This is a genomic window from Actinomadura sp. WMMA1423, assembly GCF_006547145.1.
In the GTDB taxonomy this organism is placed as follows: Bacteria; Actinomycetota; Actinomycetes; order Streptosporangiales; family Streptosporangiaceae; genus Spirillospora.
Map to the genome: position 1 here is coordinate 9,125,471 of NZ_CP041244.1, position 18,213 is coordinate 9,143,683.

The following is an 18,213-nucleotide window of genomic DNA, read 5'->3' on the forward strand; positions in this document are numbered from 1 at the left end:
CGAGACGATCCGCGCGGACTACCGGGGGCCTCGGTCTTCCATCGCGTCCGCGATGTCCTGGGTGAGGCTTGTGGTGTCGCCCAGGTCGTCCAGGCGGAGGCAGCGGTCGCGCCAACCGGTGAGCGCGCCCGCGGTCAGGGTGTCGAACTTCCTGAGGACCGCCTCCTTCGGGAGGGGGCGGTCCGGGGAGCCCAGGGCGTCGACCACACGCCGGGAAGCCGTTCCGGAGGGCATTTCGACCGTCACGCGGGCGGCCCAGTGGTCGGGGAGGAAGGAGTCCAGGGCCGGGTCCGGAACCAGCGTCACGGGCGGCACATCGTCGGTCAGCCTGGCCCGGCGGAACGTCGACACGTCCTCAGGGGCGCCGGACAGGGCGGCGGCGACCGCGAAGACCGCTCCGGCGGACGCCTCGGCGGGGCCCGGCACCTCCCTGTCCGCGTTGACGAACGACATCAGACCGGACGGAAGCGCCACCTCGACGCGGGCGGCGTCGCGGACGCCCAGTTCGAGCAGCGCGTCGATCACGGCGTGCAGCGGGCGGGCACACGGGTACGGCTTGAAGCCGCAGTGCTCGAGATGGACGCCCGCTGCGGGAGAGGGCGGCGCGGGAGGACGGGCGAGCGCCGACGCGGCCGGGCGGTCCAGCAGGCCCGGGCTGCCCGTCGCTCCGGCGCGCGCCAGGTAGGCCGCTTCGACGCCGTCCGCGGCGGCCCGGCCGGGGAGCAGGTAGTGGGCCTCGCCGAAGGTCCCGGACGAGAGCAGCCCGCCGAGGCCGGCCGCCGCCACCGCGAGCGCCGAAGCCGTCCGTTCCTCGTCCAGGTCCAGCAGGACGGCGGTCGCGGCGGCGGCGCCGAGCGGACCGAACAGGGCCGTCGGCCACCAGCCGGACGCGTACAGCGCCGCGCCGCCGAACCGCAGGCCGGCCTCCACCACCGCCTCGTACCCGGCGAGCACCGCGTCGACGACCGCCGCGCCCGGCCGCCCCTCGCGCTCGGCGACCAGCAGCGCCGCGGGGACGACGACCGCCGCGGGCACGACGGCGGCTCCGGCGTGCAGCGCGTCGAACTCGTCCAGGTGCGCCTGGGCCGACCAGCGCAGCACGCGGTCGCGCGGCGAGTCGCCGAAGTGCCCGGCCAGGGTCCCCGCGATCGGGTGGGCGGAGCCGGAGACGACGCAGCCCATCGTGTCCAGGACGTGCAGGGCCGCGAGACGGCGGACGTCCCGCGCCGCCGCCCGGGGAGCCCGCGCGGCCCGGGCGGCGAGGTCGCCGAGCGTGCTCACAGGCGCGGCAGGACGTCGCCGCCGACGGCCTCGATGAGGTCGTGCGGCGGCTCGTAGGAGCCGACGTGCTGGAGGAACACGCCGGACGCTCCCGCCTCGAAGGTCTCCCGGAGCCGGGCCGCGACCTGCTCGGCGGTGCCGATCAGGCAGAAGGCGCGGGCGAAGGCGAGCGCGTCCTCGTCGGACACCCAGCGGTCCGCGACCTTGACGGCGTGCTCCCAGTCCTCGGCGTGCCCGATGTCGGGGTAGACCTCGTCGATGCGGTCCGGGACCGAGAGGCGGATCCCCGCGAGGGCGAGGAAGGGGGCGCCGCCGTTCTGCGCGATCGACGCGCAGATGGGCTTCAGCTTCCGGGCCGAGGCGAGGACGTCGTCGGTGACCTCGCAGAACGCCGACACCGTCAGCGGCACGTCGCCGGACCGGCCGGCCTCCCGCGCGCCCTCGCGGACCTGCGCCGCCGCGGCGGCGAGGGTCTCGGGCGAGACGCCGCTGAGCAGGACGACGCCGTCCGCGACGGCGCCCGCCAGCCGCAGGTTGCGCGGCCCGCTCGCGGCGAGGTGGACGGGCACGGCCGGCGCGGGGTCGCGCAGCCGCGACCGCACCGTGCCGTAGTCCCACTCCTCCCCGGCGAGGAGGGCCCGCAGCTGGGCCAGCCCTTCCTTGAGCTCCGCGCGGGTGCTGGCGCGCAGCCCGATCGGCACGACGGAGCTGTTCCCGACGCCGAGTCCGAGGGTGAAGCGTCCGGGCGCCAGCTCGGCGACGGTCCGGGCGGCGGAGGCCACGACGGACGGGTGCCGGGTCGCGACGTTGGTGACGGCCGTGCCGAGCCCGATCCGCTCGGTGCGCAGCGCGGTCACCGACAGGACGGAGAAGACGTCCCGCCACAGCAGCTGCGAGTCGGGGAACCAGACCTCGTCGAACCCGAGGCCCTCGGCCCGGGCCGCGACGGAGGCGAGCCGGTCCGGGCGGTCGCAGGCCGGGATGCGGATGCCGACCTTCACCGCGCTTCCCCGAGGAAGTCCAGGTTGAGGCGGTTGAAGCGGGCGGCGTGCTCGTGCTGGGGCCAGTGCCCGCACTCGCCGAAGACCTCCAGCCGGGAGCCGGGGATGCTGTCGTTCATCCGGTGCGCCTCGGGGACGTCGCCGAAGGGGTTCTGCGCCCCCCACACGATGAGTGTGGGGGCGCTGATCCTGCCCATCTGCTCGGCGGTGAGGAGGTCGGGCTCGCGGTTCTCCATCTCCTGGAGGCAGAGCAGGTTGTCGACGCGCTTGACGAACTCGGGCCGGTGGTAGATCGCGTGCCTGACCTCGACGAGCTCCTCGGACACGTCCTTCGCCGGGTCGTGCATCAGCAGGTGGAGGCGCTTGCGGGTCAGGTCGATGTCGTCCTCGGCGACGGCCTTGCGGGTGCTGGTCTTGATGCGTTCCATGACCGCGGGGTTGGCGACGGTCCCGCCGGGGGCGACGAGCGTGAGCCGCCCGACGCGGTCCGGGTGGTCGGCGGCGAGGCGGCCCGCCACCCAGCCGCCCAGCGACTCGCCGACGAAGTGGGCGCGGTCGATGCCGCAGGCGTCCAGGTAGGCGAGGACGTGGTCGACGTAGCGGGGGATGCGGTACGGCTCGTCCACGCCCTCGGTGTAGCCGTGCCCGAGCATGTCGACGGCGTGGCAGGCGTACCGCTCGGCGTGCGCCGGGATGTTGCGGACGAACGCCTCCAGGTGGCCGCTCGTGCCGTGCAGGAACACGACGGCCTCTCCCGTCCCGGCCTGGAGCGCCCGGGTGCGGACGCCGCCGGCGTCGATGAAGCGGACGGCGTGGTCGACGCCGGTGAGGTCGGTCCAGATGCTCATGCGTGCTCCTTGGTCACTGCGGGCTCCTCGGCGGCTGCGGGCTCGACGACGGCGACGCCCATTCCGGTGAGCCATTCGGGGATGGCGGCGTAGGCGAGGGTCTCGCCGCGCGCGCCGGGTCCGAGGGCGGCGAGCATGGCGATCCAGGAGCGGATCTCCTGGGCGCCGTTGCCGGCCTCGGCGTCGATGTCGGCGGCGGTCCGGCCCAGGACGGGGCCGAGGTCGCCGCCCTCGACGAGCTTCAGGAACGCCTCGTCGAACGCGGGGTTCACGTCGGCCTCGGCGGCGCGGATGATCTGCCGCCGCCGGACCTCGTAGTCACCCCACGAGCCGCGCCCGTTCAGCCACGCCTCGACCAGGAAGCGGTCGTCGTCGGAGAGGGTCTCGAACCACTTCGGCCACGGCAGCCGGTGCGACAGCCCGCCGGAGGCGACGACGGCGACGCGCTTGCCCGCGCCGTCGGCGGCGACGGCGCGGCCGAGCGCCGCGCCGAGGTCGTGGCAGCGCCGCGGCGACGGCAGCGGCGGCGCGAACATGTTGATCACGATCGGGACGATGGGGACGTCCAGGTCCGGCACCAGGTGCTGGAGCCCGTGGGTGATGCCGTGGTCCACGGTGAGCCGCAGGGAGAAGGCCGGGTCGAACCCGTCGTCCACGAGGGAGGTGACCAGGTGCCGCGCCAGTTCCGTGTCCGCGGGCAGCGGGCCGCCGGGCGTCCCGGCCTCGCCGGCTCCGAGCACCTCGCCGACGCCGAGGGTGAACGCGGGCATCATGTCGAGGAAGAACCCGCGGAAGTGGTTCGACCCGATGATGACGATGGTGTCGGGGGCGGCGGCGAGCAGCCGGTCGCGGGCGCGCTCCAGCCCGTCCCGGAAGCGGTGGGCGCCCTCCAGGTGGTCGACCTTGTCCCAGTCGGTGTTCATCAGGGTGCTGTGGGAGGCACCCACGCCGAGCACGATGTCGCTCATCAGCTCCTCCAGCGCAGGACGGACGGGGCGGCGATCCGCCCCGTCCTCGGGGTGGTCGTCGCCGTCCGCCCGCGCGGGGCGGCCGGATCGCGGGTCAGGGGCGCCCGGCCGCGAGCCCTCTCAGCAGGACGTCGAGTCCCGCGTGGAACTGCCGGTCCGTGGGGAGCCAGGCCAGTTCCGGGGACAGCTCGATCATGTTCGGGAACTCGCCGGCCGGCAGCGCCGAGTAGAAGTGGGCCCGCTGCCTGCGCAGCTCGGCCGCGTCCTCGCCGTCCCCGCCCCACGGCCGCGGCATCTGGTAGGCGGCGAAGCCGAGCGTGTACGTCAGAAGGAGCCCGTAGACGCAGACCGCGTCCGCCGGCGGCAGCCCGCTCTGCCGGAGCCGCGCCAGGACGCGCTCGAACGCGCCGCTCAGCGAGCCGCGGCTCGCCGTGGTCCGGGTGGACAGCAGCCTGACCACGCTCGGGTGCTCGCGCATCATGGCCAGCAGCGCCTCGGCGATGCGGCGCGCCTCGGTGACGGGGTCGGGCCCGATCTCCTCGGGAAGCCGCAGGTTGCCGAGCACCTGGTCCGCCATCGCGTCGAGGATGTCGTCCTTGTTCTTGAAGTGGCGGTACAGGGCCATCGTGCTGAAGCCGAGCTCGCCCGCGAGGCGCCGCATGGTCAGCCCGTCGAGGCTCTCCCGGTCGCCGATCGCGATGGCGGCGTCCACGATGTCCTGCGCCGTGAGCGCCTTGGCCGGACGGCGTCCTCGGGGCGGGGGCCGCCGTGTCGTCACTCTTCGCTCCGTCTCGCCCAAGGTCCTGAACTCTTCTCCGCTCGATCTTCTCCCGGATCACAGGCCCACGTCCGCCGTTGTCCGGGTACAGGTGTTGATCGTGGTGCGCATCACGTGCCGGGTGAGGCGGCACATCTCCCTGAGGTCGACCACGTTCATCCCCATGGGGAAGTCGACGGGCAGCGGCGCCTCCGCTCCAGCCCTGGTCATGCCGATCCGGGCCGTGGGCAGGCCGCGGCTCCGCAGGATGTTGGCGTCGGTCGCGCCGCTGTTTCCGAGGATCGGCTCGTGCGCCCGCCCCTCCTCGGCCTCCCACGCCTCGATCGCCGCCCGGACGATCCACGACCCGGCGTCGGTGGCCGTGCCGGGGATCGCGAGGGTCATGTCCCAGCCGATCTCCAGCCCGGGGTGGGCGGCGGCGATCCGCGCGACGGCGCCCGCGAACTCCCGCTTGACGCTCATCGGCGTCGACGCCGGGGAGGTGCGCAGGTCGAGGACGAACCGGCACGACGCGGGGGAGACGGCGGGCATCCGCATGAAGCCGCCCTCGATCGCGCCGATGTTGCCCTGGGGGGCGACGGTCCCGGAGGTGTGCCGGGCCGTGTACTCGGCGAACCACTCCTCGAGGGCCGCGGCGACGGTGCCCGCGCCGAGGATCGCGTTGCGGTAGTCGATGCGGTGGCGGCTGCCCGCGTAGGCGTAGGTGCCGCCGACGGTGACCTCGAACCAGCACAGGCCGACCTCGTCCCACGACACGGCCCAGCCGGGCTTGGCGATCAGCGCGTAGTCGGCCCAGACGCCCTGCTCCAGCATGAACGAGCAGCCGCTGCCCTGCCCCGCGTTGTACCGGCGGACGTGGGGCGCGGTGCGCTTGTTCGTCGGCATGCCGCCGGCGCCGAGCCCGAGGACGACGTCGCCTCGCAGCGGCGTTCCGGCCCGGTGCAGGATCTCCAGCGCCGCGACGAGGCACGCCGCGTGCCCCTTCGGGTTGCTCGCGCCGAGGCCGATGACGTGGTCGCCGTCCCGGACCGGCTCGGGGACCATGTCGTAGCGCAGCGAGGTGCCGACCCGGGGCAGGTCCTCCTCCGGGTTCCCGGTCGTCAGGGTGTCGATCGGGGCGTAGAGCAGCAGGTCCGGTCCCGTGCCGTCGCCGCGCAGCCGGGCGACGGCGTTGCCCTGGGAGTCGTCGATCGGCTGGTAGGCGGCGTCGATCCCGGAGGCGGCGAGGGTGCCGACGACCCAGCGGGCCAGCTCGCCCTCCTCGCCGGTGGGGCTGGGGATCGCGGTCATTCCGGTGATGATCTCGGCGAGGCGCTCGGGATCGACGAGCTTCTCGGCGTCGCGCAGCAGGGCCAGGCGTTCCTCGTCCAGCGCCGTCATGCCGGTTCCTCCTTGTCGTGGTCCTCCAGGGCGCGGGTGAGCCGTTCGGCGGCCCGTTCCGCGAGTCCCGCGGCGGCGTCGAGCTTCCACGCGTTCCCGGGCAGGGGATGCCCGTACCTGGTGAGTTCGGCGTCCACGGCCTCGCGGAGCGCGGCGGGGGAGAACGGCGTGCCGTCGAGGGCGCGTTCGGCGCCCGCGGAGCGCCACGGCGTCGGGGCCAGCGCGCCGAACACGATCCGGGGGTCGTCCCACCGGGCGGCCGACCGGCTGGACGCGGCCACGGACACCACGGCGAAGTCGCCCTGCCAGAGCGCGAGCTTCTCGAACACGCAGGCCCGGCCCGGCTCCGGGATGCGGACGGAGACGACCAGGTCGGTCTGCTTCAGGGCCGTTTCCCCGGGGCCGGTGTAGAGGTCGCCGATGGGGATCCGGCGCCCGTCCGACAGCTCGACGGCGGCGTCCAGCGCCGCGAACACGGTGGCCAGGTCGGACGGCGTGACCGCCTGGCAGCGGTGCCCGTCGACGGCCGTGTGGTAGAAGCGGTGGTCTCCGAGGATCGCGTAGCAGGGGCTGGAGGCGCCGTTGCGCTTGTAGCAGGGGAACCCGTTGCGGAAGAACCAGCAGCGCTTGGCCTGCAGCAGGTTCCCCGCGACCGTCGCCGCGTTTCTGACCTGCGGCGAGGCGATGGAGTCGGCGGCCCGCGCCAGCGCCGGGACCGATCCGGCGAACCGGGCCGAGACCTCGGCCAGCGTCACGGCCGCGCCGATGACCACCGTCCCGTCCGGCTCCTCGGTGATGTCGCGCAGCCCCGGGATCAGCGCGGTGGAGACGAGGCGGTCCGCCGTGCTCAGCCGCTGCCGGCGCTGGAGCAGCACGTCGGTGCCGCCGCCGATGGCGGTCCCGCTCCGCAGCGCGGCGCGCGCCTCCGCGATGCCCTCCGGGCGGACGATCTCGGTGATGTCCGGGACGGGCGGCGCCAGGTCCGGGTAGCGGCCCTGGCGGCCGAGGCGCGTACCCCACCGGTGGAGCAGCGCGTGGACGCCGCGCGGGTACGCGGCCCTCATCAGCGCGATCCACCAGCGCGAGGGGCGCCGCCGCAGCCGGTGGTCGCGGACCCGGCCCTCCCTGTCCGCCAGCGCCCGCAGCACCTTGTCCGGCGTGATCGGCAGGTCGCGGATGCGGACGCCGACCGCGTCGTGGACGGCGTTGGCGATCGCCGCGCCCGGCGGGATGATCGGGATCTCGCCCACGCTCTTGGCGCCGTACGGCCCCGCGTCGTCGTGGCCCTCGACGATGAACGGCCGGACGCTCGGGACGTCGGCGGCGCGCGGCATCGCGTAGTTGATGTAGGCGGGGTTGACCACCCATCCCTCGGCGCGGATCAGCTCCTCGCCGAGCGCCGCGCCGAGCCCGTGCACCGCCCCGCCGATGATCTGGCCCTCGACCATGACGGGGTTGATCGCCCGCCCGACGTCGTGCGCGGCGACGTAGTCGAGCACGGTGACCTCGCCGGTCCGGACGTCGACCTCGACCTCCGCCCCGTGCGCGGCGAAGGAGTAGGTGGGCGACAGGTTCGCCCTGTCCTCGCCGGGTGTGATCGTCTCGGTGCCGTCCAGCTCGTAGCGCGACTCCAGGCTGAGGCCGCCGTGCGCGCCGGCGAGGTCGGCGAAGCTCATCGCGTGGCCGCCGTGGCGGGCCTCGCCGCCGCGCAGCTCGACGTCCGCCGGGGCGCAGCCGAGCTTGTCCGCCGCCAGCGCGCGCAGTCGTCCGGCCATCTCCCGGGCGGCCTGGCCGGTGGCCATGCCCGACATGTGCGTGGCGCGCGACGACCAGGCGCCGAGGTCCAGCGGCGTCAGCTCGCCGTCCATCGACAGCACGTCGACGTCCTCGGGGTCGACGCCGAGCTCCTCCGCGGCGATCTGGGCGAGGATCGTCTTCTGGCCGGTGCCCGCGTCCGATCCGCCGAACCGGACCCGCACGCGGCCGTCGCCGTCGACGTCCACGCCCGCCTCGCTGACGTTCGAGAGCGGGTAGGCGTAGGCGCCCGACCCGTGCGCCGCGCTGGAGACCCCGACGCCCCGGCCGGGGATCCGCGCGGCGCGCTTGGCGTCCCAGTCCAGCTCCCGCCGGACGGTCTCCAGGCAGTCGACGAGCCGCGCCGTGGTGACCCGGTATCCGCACAGCGTCTCGGTGTCCGGCTCGACGGCGTTGCGGACGCGCAGGTCGATCGGGTCCATCCCGAGCCGCTCGGCGATCTCGTCGAGCTGGGACTCCATGGCGAGCGCGACCTGCGGCGTCCCGTATCCGCGGTACTGCCCGCCGGGCTGCGTCGCGGTGTCGACCAGCCGGGCGTCGTACCGGACGCCGTCCGCCTGGTACACCGACCCCAGGGCGATGACGCCGACGCGCATCACCGACGAGCCCATGTGGGAGTAGGCGCCGTTGTCGACGTTCAGCTCGGTCTCGAAGGCGCGCAGGTTCCCCTCAGCGTCGGCGTAGGTGCGCAGCCGCGTCTCGAAGCGGTGCCGGGGCTTGTTGGAGGCGAACTCCTCCTCCCGCGTGAGCGAGATCAGCACGGGTGTCCCGGTCTTGCGTGCCAGCGCCGCCGCCAGGATCTCGTGCTCGGACGCCTTGGACTTGGAACCGAAGCTCCCGCCGGTGGCGACCTCGCGGCACACCACCTGGCGGTGCTCCAGCCCCAGCAGGTGCGAGACCTCCTTGGCGATGAAGTAGGGCGCGTGCGTGGAGGTCCACAGCTCCATCACCTCGCGGTCGGCGTCCCACCGGGCGAGGGTGACGTTGGGCTCCATGCAGGCGTGCGCGACGCTCGGGTAGACGAAGTCGCCCTCGACCATCACGTCCGACGCCGCGATCCCGGCGTCGGGGTCGCCCCACACGCTGTTCCACCGGATCGCGACGTTGCGCTCCGACGGGCGCTCGTGGAGGGCGCGGGCACGCGGCGCCAACGCCTCCGCGATGGTGAGGGGTGCCCGGAGCGGGCGGATGCGCAGCCGGATCGCCGCGACCGCCGCCCTGGCCTGCTCGGCGGTGTCGGCGGCGACGGCCGCGATCTCCTGCCCGACGTAGCGCACGACGCCCGCCGCCAGTGGCGGCCGGTCGGACATGTGCCCGCCGCGATGCAGGTAGGTGATGCCGGGCGGGAAGTCGTCGGCGGTGATGACGCCGCGCACCCCCGGCATCCGCAGCGCGCGGTCCGCGTCAAGGCGGGTGATCCGGCCGTAGGGGACGGGGGAGCGCAGCACCGCGGCGTGCAGGTGCGGCGGCCCGGCGAGGTCGCTCACGTAGGGGACGCGTCCGAGGGACCGGTCCCGCCAGTCCAGCGGCCGGACGCTGCGCCCGATCGGGTCGGTCATTCCGGCTCCCTCCGCGCCTCGGCCCGCGCGCGGGCCGTCGCGCACACCGCCTCGACGATCGCCGCGTAGCCGGTGCACCGGCAGATGTTGCCCGACAGCTCCGTCCGCGCCCTGGCCCGCGCCTGCTCCGCGTCGGCGGGGAGGCCGGCGCGGAGCAGGGCGGTGGCATGGACGACCTGGCCGGGCGTGCAGAAGCCGCACTGGAACGCGCCCAGGTCGGCGAACGCCGCGCGCAGGTCCGCGGACTCCTCCGCGAGGCCCTCCGCCGTCGTGACCTCGCCGTCGACCAGCTCCACGGGCGTGACGCAGGAGAGCCTGGGGCGCCCGGCGACGAGCACGGTGCAGGCGCCGCACTCGCCGCGCTCGCACGCGAGCTTGACCGACGTGGCCCCGAACCGCTCCCGCAGGACGGCGGCGAGGACGGTCCCGGGAGGCGCGGCGGCGTCGCCGGTCCGCCCGTTGACGGTGATGTTCATGAAGGACCCCAGAAGGAGGAGGTGCGGACGGGACGGCGTGCTACTCCAGGTCGGCCTCGGTGAGGTCGCCGGCGTCGGTCTTGTCGAACGGCCGGGTCTCGATGTTGACCACGCTCGGGGTGTCCTTCCCGTCGAGCTCGCCGACCATGGTCTGGAGCGCCGTGGCGCCCCACTTCTTCGGCTGGAGCGCGATCTCGTAGCCGACCCGCCCGTCCCGCACCATCGCGAGCGTGGCGGGGATGCCGTCGAAGCCGGTCACGGTGATCTGGCCGGTCTTGCCGGACTCGTTGATCGCCTGCACGACCCCGGGGAGGAAGTCGTCGAGGTTGGCGTAGACGACCTTGGCGTCCGGGACCGCCGACAGCGAGGCCTTGGCCGCCTTGAGCCCCTCCTCGGAGGTGAGGGCGGTGACGTTGACCTCGTGGGCGACCGTCATACCCGGGCACTCCGCCGAGCCGACGACGGCCTTGTAGGCCTTCGTCATCTCCTGGACGTAGGGTGCCGCGGACGGCCCCTTGATCATGATGATCTTTCCCTTGCCGACGTTCTTGCACGTCCACTGGGCGATCTGCGTACCGGACTTGCCCCAGTCGTTGCCGATGTAGGACGCGCGGCTTGACTTGTCCTCGACGTCGCGGGCGACGGTCATGACCGGGATCTTGGCCGCCTTCGCCGCGTTGAGCGGCGCGACGACCGCCTTGGCGTCGATCGCGGAGACGAGGATGCCGTCCACGTCCTTGGCGATGAGGTCGTTGATGTCGTTGGCCTGCTTCAGCGGGTCGCCGCCGGCGTCGGTGAACACGACGTCGACGCCGAGCTTCTTCGCCTCGGCCTGGATGCCCTTCTGGATCCCGGCGTACAGGGCGATCCTGGGCGCGGCGAAGCTCACGCCGATGGTCTTCCTGCCCTTCTCGGACGCGTCCGAGCCGGTGCAGCCGGTGGCGGCCAGGCCGATGCATAGCGCCGCCGCGGCGATCCCGCGAAGTCGGGTCATGCGCATGATGGGTCTCCTCTTGCGGGTCTTGCGGGGTTCGGTGGGAGGCGGGGGGCCGGAGCGGTCGGGTGACGGGCTCGCTAGGTGACGCCGGCCTTGGCCGGGGCGTCCGCGGGGGTCGTGCGCGGCGGCGCCTCCTTTCTCCCGGTGCGCAGGCGGGAGAACCGGCGCAGCAGCTCGGCCGACATCGCGAGGATGAACACGACCCCGACCGCGACCTCCTGCCAGGCGTCGCCGACGCCGTTGAGGTTCAGGCCGTTCTGGATGACGGAGATGACCAGGACGCCGAGCAGGGTCCGCCACATCGCGGCCCGCCCGCCGTGCAGGGCGCTGCCGCCGAGCACGACCGCGGCGACCGAGAACAGCTCCAGGCCCTCGCCGACGGTCGGCTGCGCCGACTGGAGCCGCGCGGTCGTCGCCATCCCGGCCACGGCGGCGAACGCCCCGGCGAGCACGAAGGTGGCGACGATCGTCCGCTCGACGCGCAGGCCCGCGAGCCGCGCCGCCTCCCGGTTGCCGCCGCTGGACAGCACGCGCAGCCCGAACGGGCTCACGCTCAGCAGGAACGCCGAGACGGCGAAGCAGACGACCATCACCCAGACGATCCACGGGACGCCCAGCGGGCGCCCGACGCCGAACCCGGCGATGCCCGCGGGCAGCCCGCCGACCGACTCGGCGTGGGTGAGGATGAGCGTGGCGCCCACCCCGATCACCGACGTGCCCAGCGTGATCATGAACGGGTGGACCTTGAGCGCGATCACGAGCAGCCCGTTGAGCAGCCCGAACACGATCCCCGACAGCACCGCCGCGGCGAGGCCGAGCGCGATGCTCTGCGTCTCCCGCATGACGATCGCGCCGACCGCGCCGTGCAGCGCGACCTGGGCCCCCACCGACAGGTCGAACCCGCCGCCGGCGATGACGAAGGTCTGCCCGAACGCGACGATCGCGAGGATCGCCATCGAGCTGAGGACGTTGAGGATGTTGCCGCTGCTGAGGAACGAGTCCGTCGAGAACGTCAGGGCGACGGCGAGGACGACCAGCAGCAGCGGGACGAACGCGTCCTCCAGCGCGGGGGCGGTTCTCTTCATGAGGCAAGACCTTCCGGGTGTTCGCCCAGGCACGCCGTCATGAGTTCGGCGTGCGTGACGTCGGCCGTGAGTTCGGCGACCAGGCGTCCCCGCCGGAACGCCAGGTAGCGGTCGGTGATGGAGCGGAACTCCTCGCTTTCCAGCGCCACGACGACGACGCAGCCGCGCTCGTCGGCGAACGCGCGGAGCTGCCGGAGCACGTGCTCCTTCGCCCCGATGTCGATGCCGTGCGTGGGCTCCTCCACGACGAGGACCCGGGCGCCCGCCGCGAGCCACCGCGCGATGAGGACCTTCTGCTGGTTGCCGCCGGACAGCAGCCCGGCGGGGAACGCCGGGTCGGCCGGGCGGACGTCCAGGTCCGCGATCAGCCGCAGCGCCGTGGCGCGCATCCGGCGCCGGTCCAGGACGCCGAACCGGCTGAACGCCCCCACGTCGCCGAGCGCGATGTTCCGCTCGATGCTGAGCAGCGGCTGGACGCCGTCGCGCTTGCGCTCCTCGGGCACGAACCCGATCGCGGCGGCGACGGCCGCGACGCGGTTGAGCGGCCTGACCCGACGGCCGCCGACCGTGACCTCGGCGCGCTCGCGCCCGGGCGGGCGGCCCGCCCCGGCGAGGGTGCGCGCGAAACGCCCCGCGCCCGAGCCGAGGAGGCCGGTCATCGTGACGACCTCGCGGTGCCGCAGGTCGAGTTCGGGCGCGCCCGGCAGGTCCGCGTGGACGAGCACGTCACCGGGCTCGTGCGGCGCGCGGTCGGGAGCGTTGGCGAGGGCCCGGCCCGCGACCAGCTCGACCAGCCCGTGGGGGGTGGCCTCACCGCGGCCGAGGCGGGCGACGATCCGGCCGTCGCGCAGCGCCGTGATCCGGTCGCAGAGCAGGCGGACCTCGTCGAGGTCGTGGCTGACGAACAGGACCGCGAGGCCGTCGCCCGCGAGCCGCCGCACCAGGTCGATGATGAGCCGGGACTGCCGCGGCTCCAACGCCGCCGTGGGCTCGTCGAGGATCAGCAGCTTCGGCCGGGCGCGCAGCGCCCGCGCCACCTGCAGCAGCTTCTTCTCGGCGAGGTCGAGGGTGCCCGCCCGCCGCGCGGGTTCGAGGTCGACGCCGAGCGTGCCGAGCAGCTCCGCCGTCTCGGCGTGGTCGGCGCGGCGGTCCCGCAGCAGCCGGCCGCGCCGGTTCGGCGCGGCGACGACGATGTTGTCGGCGACGGTCAGCTCGGGGAACAGCTGGGTCTCCTGGTGGACGACGGTGATGCCGGCGCGCTCGGCCTGCGCGGGCGTCGCGTTGCCGACCCTCCGGCCCTCGACCTCGAGCCGCCCGGCGTCCGGCGCGTACGCGCCGCACAGCACCTTGATCAGGGTCGACTTGCCGGCGCCGTTGGAGCCGATGAGCCCGTGGACCTCTCCGGCCACGAGGTCGAGGTCCACCCCGTCCAGCGCGGTGAACGGGCCGAACCGCTTGGTGACGCCGTGCGCGGCGACCGCGGGCGCCCTCACGACGCGGGCTCCGTCCGCACCGCCGTCCCGGTGCCGCGCACGAACGCCGCCAGGGCGCGGCGCCGCACCGGGGGGACGCCGAAGACGGCGGCCAGCAGGACGGCGAGGATGATCAGGATTCGCATCGGGCGGCCTCCACAGGTGCGAGCCGGGGGTCGGTGGGGCGGGGAGCGGCGGGCCGTGGAACGGCGGGCCGGGGGTCGAGCAGGAACGCCTCGGCGAGCCGGGCGTAGTCGCGGGGCCGCTCCTCCTGGGGATGGTGCGCGGTGTCCGGCAGCACCTCCAGGACGGCGGCGGGCAGCGCGGCGGCCAGGCGGGCCGCGTAGCCGACGTCGGCGAACGGGTCGGCCGAGCCCCACAGCAGCAGGACTGGGGAGTCGACCTCCGGGAGCAGGGGACCGAGATCCTCGGGCCGGCCGCGCGCCTCGGTATCCGTTCCAAGAGCAAGAGAAGCTGGGCTGACGCTGTTGCGGAACCGCTCAAGGACAGTGGCCTCCGGAATCATCGCGGGATCGTTCCACTCGTAATGAGCGATGAGATCGCGCATCTTGTCCGGGGTCGGGCCCGCCCCGCCGTAGTAGGCCGCGCGGATCTCCGCCCCGCCGGCTCCGGGCGCCCCGCCGAGGTCGGCGGGGCGGCTGCCGGTGAGGACGAGGCGGCCGACGCGGTGCGGTTCGCGCGCCGCGATCAGCAGGGCGACCGACCCGCCGAGGGACTGGCAGACGAAGTCGGCGCGGCGGATGCCCAGGTCGTCGAGCAGGGCCGTGACGTACCGCGCGTGGAAGGAGAACAGCGGCCGGTCGGCTCGCGGCGCGCCGGAGCCGCCGTACTGCGGCAGGTCCACCAGGAGGAGCCGGCGGCCTGGCAGCGCCGGGACGAGCGCGGCGAAGTCGGTCCAGGCGGAGCAGCCGGGGCCTCCGCCGTGCAGCAGGACGGTGGGCGCTCCCTCGCCGAACGCGCGGACCCGCAGCGCGGTGCCGAGCACGGTGTGCCGGGCGCCGTCGGTCGATGCGGTCATGGAGTGTTCTCCGGTTCTTCCGGCCTCCTCACGGAGGCTCCCGGCGGCCCTTCGAGCAGGGCCGCGGTCCGAGAAAGTCGAGCTGAAGCCACGAATAACGGGTGATGCGTACTATGTACACTACTTAGGTCGCACGTCAATGCCCCGCAAGCGGATTCCGGGTCAGAGATCCAGCACCAGCCGGTCGGAGAGGCAGCGCGAGACGCACGGCATCATCGACCTGCCGGCCGCCCGCTCCGCATCGGTCAGCAGCCCGTCCCGATGGTCCGGAACCCCGGCCAGCACGGACGTCTCGCAGCTGCCGCAGATGCCCTCGCGGCACGCGTTCGGGACCTGGATCCCGGCGAGTTCCAGCGCGTCCATCACCGTCTCGAAGGCGCCGACCTCGACGGTCACCCCCGATCGAGCGCACTCCACCGCGAAGGCGGTGTCCTCGCCGTCCGGCTCCGGGTCGCGCGCGGCGGCGAACCGCTCGACGTGCAGGCTCCCGGCAGGCCACGCCTCGCACCGCCGCTCCACCGCCGCGATCAGGCCTTCCGGCCCGCAGCAGTAGACCGCCGTGCCCGGCTCGGGCACGCCGAGCAGCGCGTCGAGGTCGGGGCGGCCGTCGCTGTCCTCGGGGACGACGGTCACCGCGTCCCCGTACCGGGCCAGTTCGGGCAGGAACGCCATCGAGCTCCGGCTGCGCCCCCCGTAGACCAGCCGCCAGGGGACGCCGGTCCCGGCCGCCCGCGCGACCATCGGCAGCAGCGGCGTGATCCCGATACCGCCCGCCACGAAGAGGTAGCGCGGCGCGCCCTCCAGCGCGAACCGGTTGCGCGGGCCGCGCACCAGCACCGTGCGGCCGGGGCGGAGCTCCTCGTGCACGAACGCCGACCCGCCCCGGCCGTCGGGCTCGTACAGGACGGCGATCCGGTAGGTCCCGGGCGTACCGGGCTCTCCGCACAGCGAGTACTGGCGGACCCATTTGCCGAGGTCGAGCTCGAGATGGGCGCCCGGTTCCCAGGGCGGGAGCGGCGCTCCGCCGGGGTCGGCCAGCGTGACCGACAGGACCCCGGCCGCCTCCCAGGTCATCGAGCGGACGATCAGCTCGCGTTCGTTGTCCAGCATGGCTCGTACTATGTACGGTACTTTGCAGACACGTCAAGAGCCGGGGGTTGACAGGGGCAAACTTGCCGTACAAAGTACGTAACATTGTTAAGGAGGCACCGTTGACCACCAACGCCACGTCCCCGGGCCGCCCCCGGTCCGAGCGGCGCCAGCCCGGCCAGGACTGGTCGTCCTGGCCGACCTACGACAGCGCCGTCCTCGGGTTCCGCGACCACTGGTACCCCGTCCTGTGGACCGAGCAGGTCGGCAGGAAGCCCGTCGCCGTCACCGTGCTCGGCGAGAGCATCGCCCTCGTCCGCGAGGGCGATGAGATCCACGCCCTGCACGACCGGTGCCCCCACCGCGGCGTGCCCCTCTCCCTGGGCCGCCGCCAGTTCCCCGGCACGGTCTCCTGCCCCTACCACGGGTGGACCTACGACCTGAAGGACGGCAACCTCTGCGGCGTCCTCACCGACGGCCCGGACTCGCCGATCAAGGGCCGCGTCAGGGTCCGCACCTACCCCGTCCGGCAGCGCTTCGGCCTGATCTGGGTCTACATCGGCGACGGGGAGCCCCATCCGCTGAACGACGACCTGCCCGAGGAACTGCGGCACAACGCCCTCGTCATCGGCGGGCGCACCGACGTCCGCAAGGGCAACTGGCGGTTCGCGGCCGAGAACGGCTTCGACGAGGGCCACGCCAAATACCTGCACAACACGGCGCTGTGGCGGCTGTTCAAGGTCATGCCCGCCTGGAACAAGACCCGCGTGGTCGAGCGCGGCGAGTGGCTCGTCCGCGTCCAGGACGAGGTGCACTGGGAGGCCGACATGCCCGGTCTCGGCCTGTGGACCAACAAGCGCTGGTGGAAGCGCATGCCGCTGCCCGACGCGCCCGGAAAGGCCGAGAAGGCCAACCCCGTGATCAAGGGCCTCGACCTGCCCGGCTTCGTCTCGATCCGGCTGCCCGGCATCCTCCGCGTCGCCTACCCGCAGTTCATTCACTACGAGTGGTACGTCCCGGTGGATGCGGACAACGTCAGGTACGTCCAGCTCATGGTGCGCTTCGAGACCGGCGCCCGCGCGGGCCTGTTCAAGCTCAAGTACCTCGCCGCCGTCCGCTGGCTGTTCCACGGCCAGTTCACCGCGCAGGACGCCTGGATGGTCGACGTGATGGACGCCCCGCCCGAGAAGCTCTACCGCCCCGACCTCTCGCTCACCGCGTGGCGGCGCAAGGTCGAGCAGAGCCGGCCGAACGTCCAGCCGTACAAGCGGTAGGCGCTACCCTCGCTCGGGAAAAACCGTCGAGACACGGAGCGGCATGGCCAAGAAGGACACGCGGACGCTCACCCGCGAACGCATCGTCGAGACAGCCGTGCGCATAGGCGACTCCGAGAGCCTGGACACCCTGACCGTCCGCCGCCTGGCGGGCGAGCTCGGTGTCGGCGCGATGACCCTCTACAGCTACTTCCGCAACAAGGAGGAGATCCTCGACGCGATGGCCGACCACGTCCTCGGCGGGATGGAGGTCCCTCCCGCCGCGACGGACGACCCGGTCGACGTCCTCGTGGGATGCGGGCGGGCCTTCCGGGCGATGATGCTCGCCCACCCCTGCGTCGTCCGGCTCCTGTCCACCCGCGTCTCCGACAGCATCGACGCCCTGGACGGCGCCATGGAGGCCGTCCTCGCCCGCCTGGAGTCCGCAGGGCTCAAGGGCGCGGACGCCACCCGCGCCTACGGCGTCCTCATCACCTACGCGCTCGGCTTCTCCGGCTACCAGACGCCCCGCACCTGGGGCGACGACCCGGAGGCCCGCCGCCAGCGCCGCCACTTCTACGCCGGCCTGCCCGCCGACCGCTTCCCCAGCACGGTGAGGCTCTCCGCGGACCTGCCGACGCTCGCGTCCTCGGACCAGTTCGAGTTCGGCCTCCGCCTGATAGCCCAGGGCCTGGCTCCCGCCGCGACCTGACCGCTTCGCGGTTCCGGATCCCCGCGCGAGGGCCGGTCGCGAAGCCGTCCGGCATGATGTGGACGGGACGGAGGTGACCGGATGTCCGCACTCGGAGGCTCGCTCGAACGCTCCATCATGGACGTGCTCTGGGCCGCGCCCGGTCCGCTGCGCGTCCGCGAACTGCTGGCGGAGCTGAACGAGACCGCCGAGAAGGCGCTGGCCTACAACACCGTCCAGACCGTGGCCGAGCGCCTGGCGCAGAAGGGGCTCCTGCAACGCACCCCGGACGGGACGGCCTTCCGCTACGGCCCGACGCGGGCGCGGGAGGAGTACGCGGTCGAGCTGATGATGGACGCGCTGAGCGAGGCCGCGGACCACGGGGCCATCCTGGCGAGGTTCGCCGAGAGCGTCCCGCCGGAGGACGCCCGGCATCTCCTCGACGCGCTGCGGCGGCGGACCGCCGGCGAGGACGCGTGAT

The 18,213-nt window shown here is 73.7% G+C and carries 17 protein-coding genes; 3 read left to right on the forward strand and 14 right to left on the reverse strand.

The genetic code is table 11. The annotated features are described in order from the left end of the window. Nucleotides 1–18 precede the first annotated feature (18 nt). The 14 genes from FKD65_RS42095 to FKD65_RS42155 all read right to left on the reverse strand — a co-directional run bounded on the left by FKD65_RS42095 (nucleotide 19) and on the right by FKD65_RS42155 (nucleotide 15,809). The gene (locus FKD65_RS42095) at nucleotides 19–1,281 is read right to left on the reverse strand and encodes an MmgE/PrpD family protein (RefSeq protein ID WP_141585584.1); all 1,263 of its coding nucleotides are present in this window, start codon (nucleotides 1,279–1,281) and stop codon (nucleotides 19–21) included. Then, entirely contained in the window at nucleotides 1,278–2,282 is a 1,005-nt protein-coding gene (locus FKD65_RS42100) for an LLM class flavin-dependent oxidoreductase (RefSeq protein WP_141585586.1), read from the reverse strand. Before FKD65_RS42100 ends, FKD65_RS42095 begins: the two co-directional genes overlap by 4 nt. Beyond that, nucleotides 2,279–3,130, reverse strand: a complete 852-nt coding sequence (locus FKD65_RS42105; protein WP_141585589.1) for an alpha/beta fold hydrolase — start codon at nucleotides 3,128–3,130, stop codon at nucleotides 2,279–2,281. The genes FKD65_RS42100 and FKD65_RS42105 overlap by 4 nt, the downstream gene beginning before the upstream one ends. Next, on the reverse strand, nucleotides 3,127–4,098 hold the full coding sequence (locus FKD65_RS42110) for a catechol 1,2-dioxygenase (protein ID WP_141585591.1): 972 nt from the start codon (nucleotides 4,096–4,098) through the stop codon (nucleotides 3,127–3,129). Before FKD65_RS42110 ends, FKD65_RS42105 begins: the two co-directional genes overlap by 4 nt. Before the next feature lie 94 nt (nucleotides 4,099–4,192). Next, entirely contained in the window at nucleotides 4,193–4,876 is a 684-nt protein-coding gene (locus FKD65_RS46450) for a TetR/AcrR family transcriptional regulator (RefSeq protein WP_205718465.1), read from the reverse strand. Between the two features lie 57 nt (nucleotides 4,877–4,933). Continuing rightward, nucleotides 4,934–6,256 (reverse strand): M20 family metallopeptidase, encoded by a 1,323-nt coding sequence (locus FKD65_RS42120; protein WP_141585593.1) that lies wholly within the window; start codon nucleotides 6,254–6,256, stop codon nucleotides 4,934–4,936. Then, nucleotides 6,253–9,630 (reverse strand): molybdopterin cofactor-binding domain-containing protein, encoded by a 3,378-nt coding sequence (locus tag FKD65_RS42125; RefSeq protein WP_141585596.1) that lies wholly within the window; start codon nucleotides 9,628–9,630, stop codon nucleotides 6,253–6,255. Before FKD65_RS42125 ends, FKD65_RS42120 begins: the two co-directional genes overlap by 4 nt. Further along, complete coding sequence (locus tag FKD65_RS42130; RefSeq protein WP_141585598.1) at nucleotides 9,627–10,106, reverse strand: (2Fe-2S)-binding protein; 480 nt, start codon at nucleotides 10,104–10,106, stop codon at nucleotides 9,627–9,629. Before FKD65_RS42130 ends, FKD65_RS42125 begins: the two co-directional genes overlap by 4 nt. A gap of 40 nt (nucleotides 10,107–10,146) precedes the next feature. Continuing rightward, nucleotides 10,147–11,106: a substrate-binding domain-containing protein gene (locus FKD65_RS42135; protein WP_141585600.1), complete on the reverse strand. Its 960-nt coding sequence runs from the start codon at nucleotides 11,104–11,106 to the stop codon at nucleotides 10,147–10,149. A 74-nt stretch (nucleotides 11,107–11,180) separates the two neighbouring features. Next, a complete protein-coding gene (locus FKD65_RS42140) occupies nucleotides 11,181–12,188 on the reverse strand; it encodes an ABC transporter permease (RefSeq protein WP_141585602.1) in 1,008 nt (335 codons plus the stop codon). Then, nucleotides 12,185–13,681: a sugar ABC transporter ATP-binding protein gene (locus FKD65_RS42145; protein WP_168221380.1), complete on the reverse strand. Its 1,497-nt coding sequence runs from the start codon at nucleotides 13,679–13,681 to the stop codon at nucleotides 12,185–12,187. Before FKD65_RS42145 ends, FKD65_RS42140 begins: the two co-directional genes overlap by 4 nt. After that, complete coding sequence (locus FKD65_RS46455; RefSeq protein ID WP_302931575.1) at nucleotides 13,678–13,806, reverse strand: hypothetical protein; 129 nt, start codon at nucleotides 13,804–13,806, stop codon at nucleotides 13,678–13,680. Before FKD65_RS46455 ends, FKD65_RS42145 begins: the two co-directional genes overlap by 4 nt. After that, nucleotides 13,794–14,699: an alpha/beta fold hydrolase gene (locus FKD65_RS42150; RefSeq protein ID WP_141585607.1), complete on the reverse strand. Its 906-nt coding sequence runs from the start codon at nucleotides 14,697–14,699 to the stop codon at nucleotides 13,794–13,796. The genes FKD65_RS46455 and FKD65_RS42150 overlap by 13 nt, the downstream gene beginning before the upstream one ends. Before the next feature lie 162 nt (nucleotides 14,700–14,861). Then, a complete protein-coding gene (locus FKD65_RS42155; protein ID WP_141585609.1) occupies nucleotides 14,862–15,809 on the reverse strand; it encodes a PDR/VanB family oxidoreductase in 948 nt (315 codons plus the stop codon). Nucleotides 15,810–15,910: 101 nt separating this feature from the next. Here FKD65_RS42155 and FKD65_RS42160 point away from each other — a divergent pair, with 101 nt between their 5' ends. The 3 genes from FKD65_RS42160 to FKD65_RS42170 all read left to right on the forward strand — a co-directional run bounded on the left by FKD65_RS42160 (nucleotide 15,911) and on the right by FKD65_RS42170 (nucleotide 18,212). After that, nucleotides 15,911–17,062 (forward strand): Rieske 2Fe-2S domain-containing protein, encoded by a 1,152-nt coding sequence (locus FKD65_RS42160; protein ID WP_205718466.1) that lies wholly within the window; start codon nucleotides 15,911–15,913, stop codon nucleotides 17,060–17,062. Nucleotides 17,063–17,105: 43 nt separating this feature from the next. Further along, a complete protein-coding gene (locus FKD65_RS42165) occupies nucleotides 17,106–17,753 on the forward strand; it encodes a TetR/AcrR family transcriptional regulator (protein WP_141585611.1) in 648 nt (215 codons plus the stop codon). An 81-nt stretch (nucleotides 17,754–17,834) separates the two neighbouring features. Continuing rightward, nucleotides 17,835–18,212: a BlaI/MecI/CopY family transcriptional regulator gene (locus tag FKD65_RS42170; protein ID WP_141585613.1), complete on the forward strand. Its 378-nt coding sequence runs from the start codon at nucleotides 17,835–17,837 to the stop codon at nucleotides 18,210–18,212. Nucleotide 18,213: the final 1 nt, after the last annotated feature.

Excerpts from the sequence above, each read along its gene's own strand:
- FKD65_RS42155 (WP_141585609.1), bottom strand. The coding sequence starts at position 15,809 with ATGCTGGACAACGAACGCGAGCTGATCGTCCGCTCGATGACCTGGGAG.
- FKD65_RS42110 (WP_141585591.1), bottom strand. The coding sequence starts at position 4,098 with ATGAGCGACATCGTGCTCGGCGTGGGTGCCTCCCACAGCACCCTGATG.
- FKD65_RS42125 (WP_141585596.1), bottom strand. The coding sequence starts at position 9,630 with ATGACCGACCCGATCGGGCGCAGCGTCCGGCCGCTGGACTGGCGGGAC.
- FKD65_RS42165 (WP_141585611.1), top strand. The coding sequence starts at position 17,106 with ATGGCCAAGAAGGACACGCGGACGCTCACCCGCGAACGCATCGTCGAG.
- FKD65_RS42140 (WP_141585602.1), bottom strand. The coding sequence starts at position 12,188 with ATGAAGAGAACCGCCCCCGCGCTGGAGGACGCGTTCGTCCCGCTGCTG.
- FKD65_RS42170 (WP_141585613.1), top strand. The coding sequence starts at position 17,835 with ATGTCCGCACTCGGAGGCTCGCTCGAACGCTCCATCATGGACGTGCTC.
- FKD65_RS42150 (WP_141585607.1), bottom strand. The coding sequence starts at position 14,699 with ATGACCGCATCGACCGACGGCGCCCGGCACACCGTGCTCGGCACCGCG.
- FKD65_RS42130 (WP_141585598.1), bottom strand. The coding sequence starts at position 10,106 with ATGAACATCACCGTCAACGGGCGGACCGGCGACGCCGCCGCGCCTCCC.
- FKD65_RS42120 (WP_141585593.1), bottom strand. The coding sequence starts at position 6,256 with ATGACGGCGCTGGACGAGGAACGCCTGGCCCTGCTGCGCGACGCCGAG.
- FKD65_RS42135 (WP_141585600.1), bottom strand. The coding sequence starts at position 11,106 with ATGCGCATGACCCGACTTCGCGGGATCGCCGCGGCGGCGCTATGCATC.
- FKD65_RS46455 (WP_302931575.1), bottom strand. The coding sequence starts at position 13,806 with ATGCGAATCCTGATCATCCTCGCCGTCCTGCTGGCCGCCGTCTTCGGC.
- FKD65_RS42105 (WP_141585589.1), bottom strand. The coding sequence starts at position 3,130 with ATGAGCATCTGGACCGACCTCACCGGCGTCGACCACGCCGTCCGCTTC.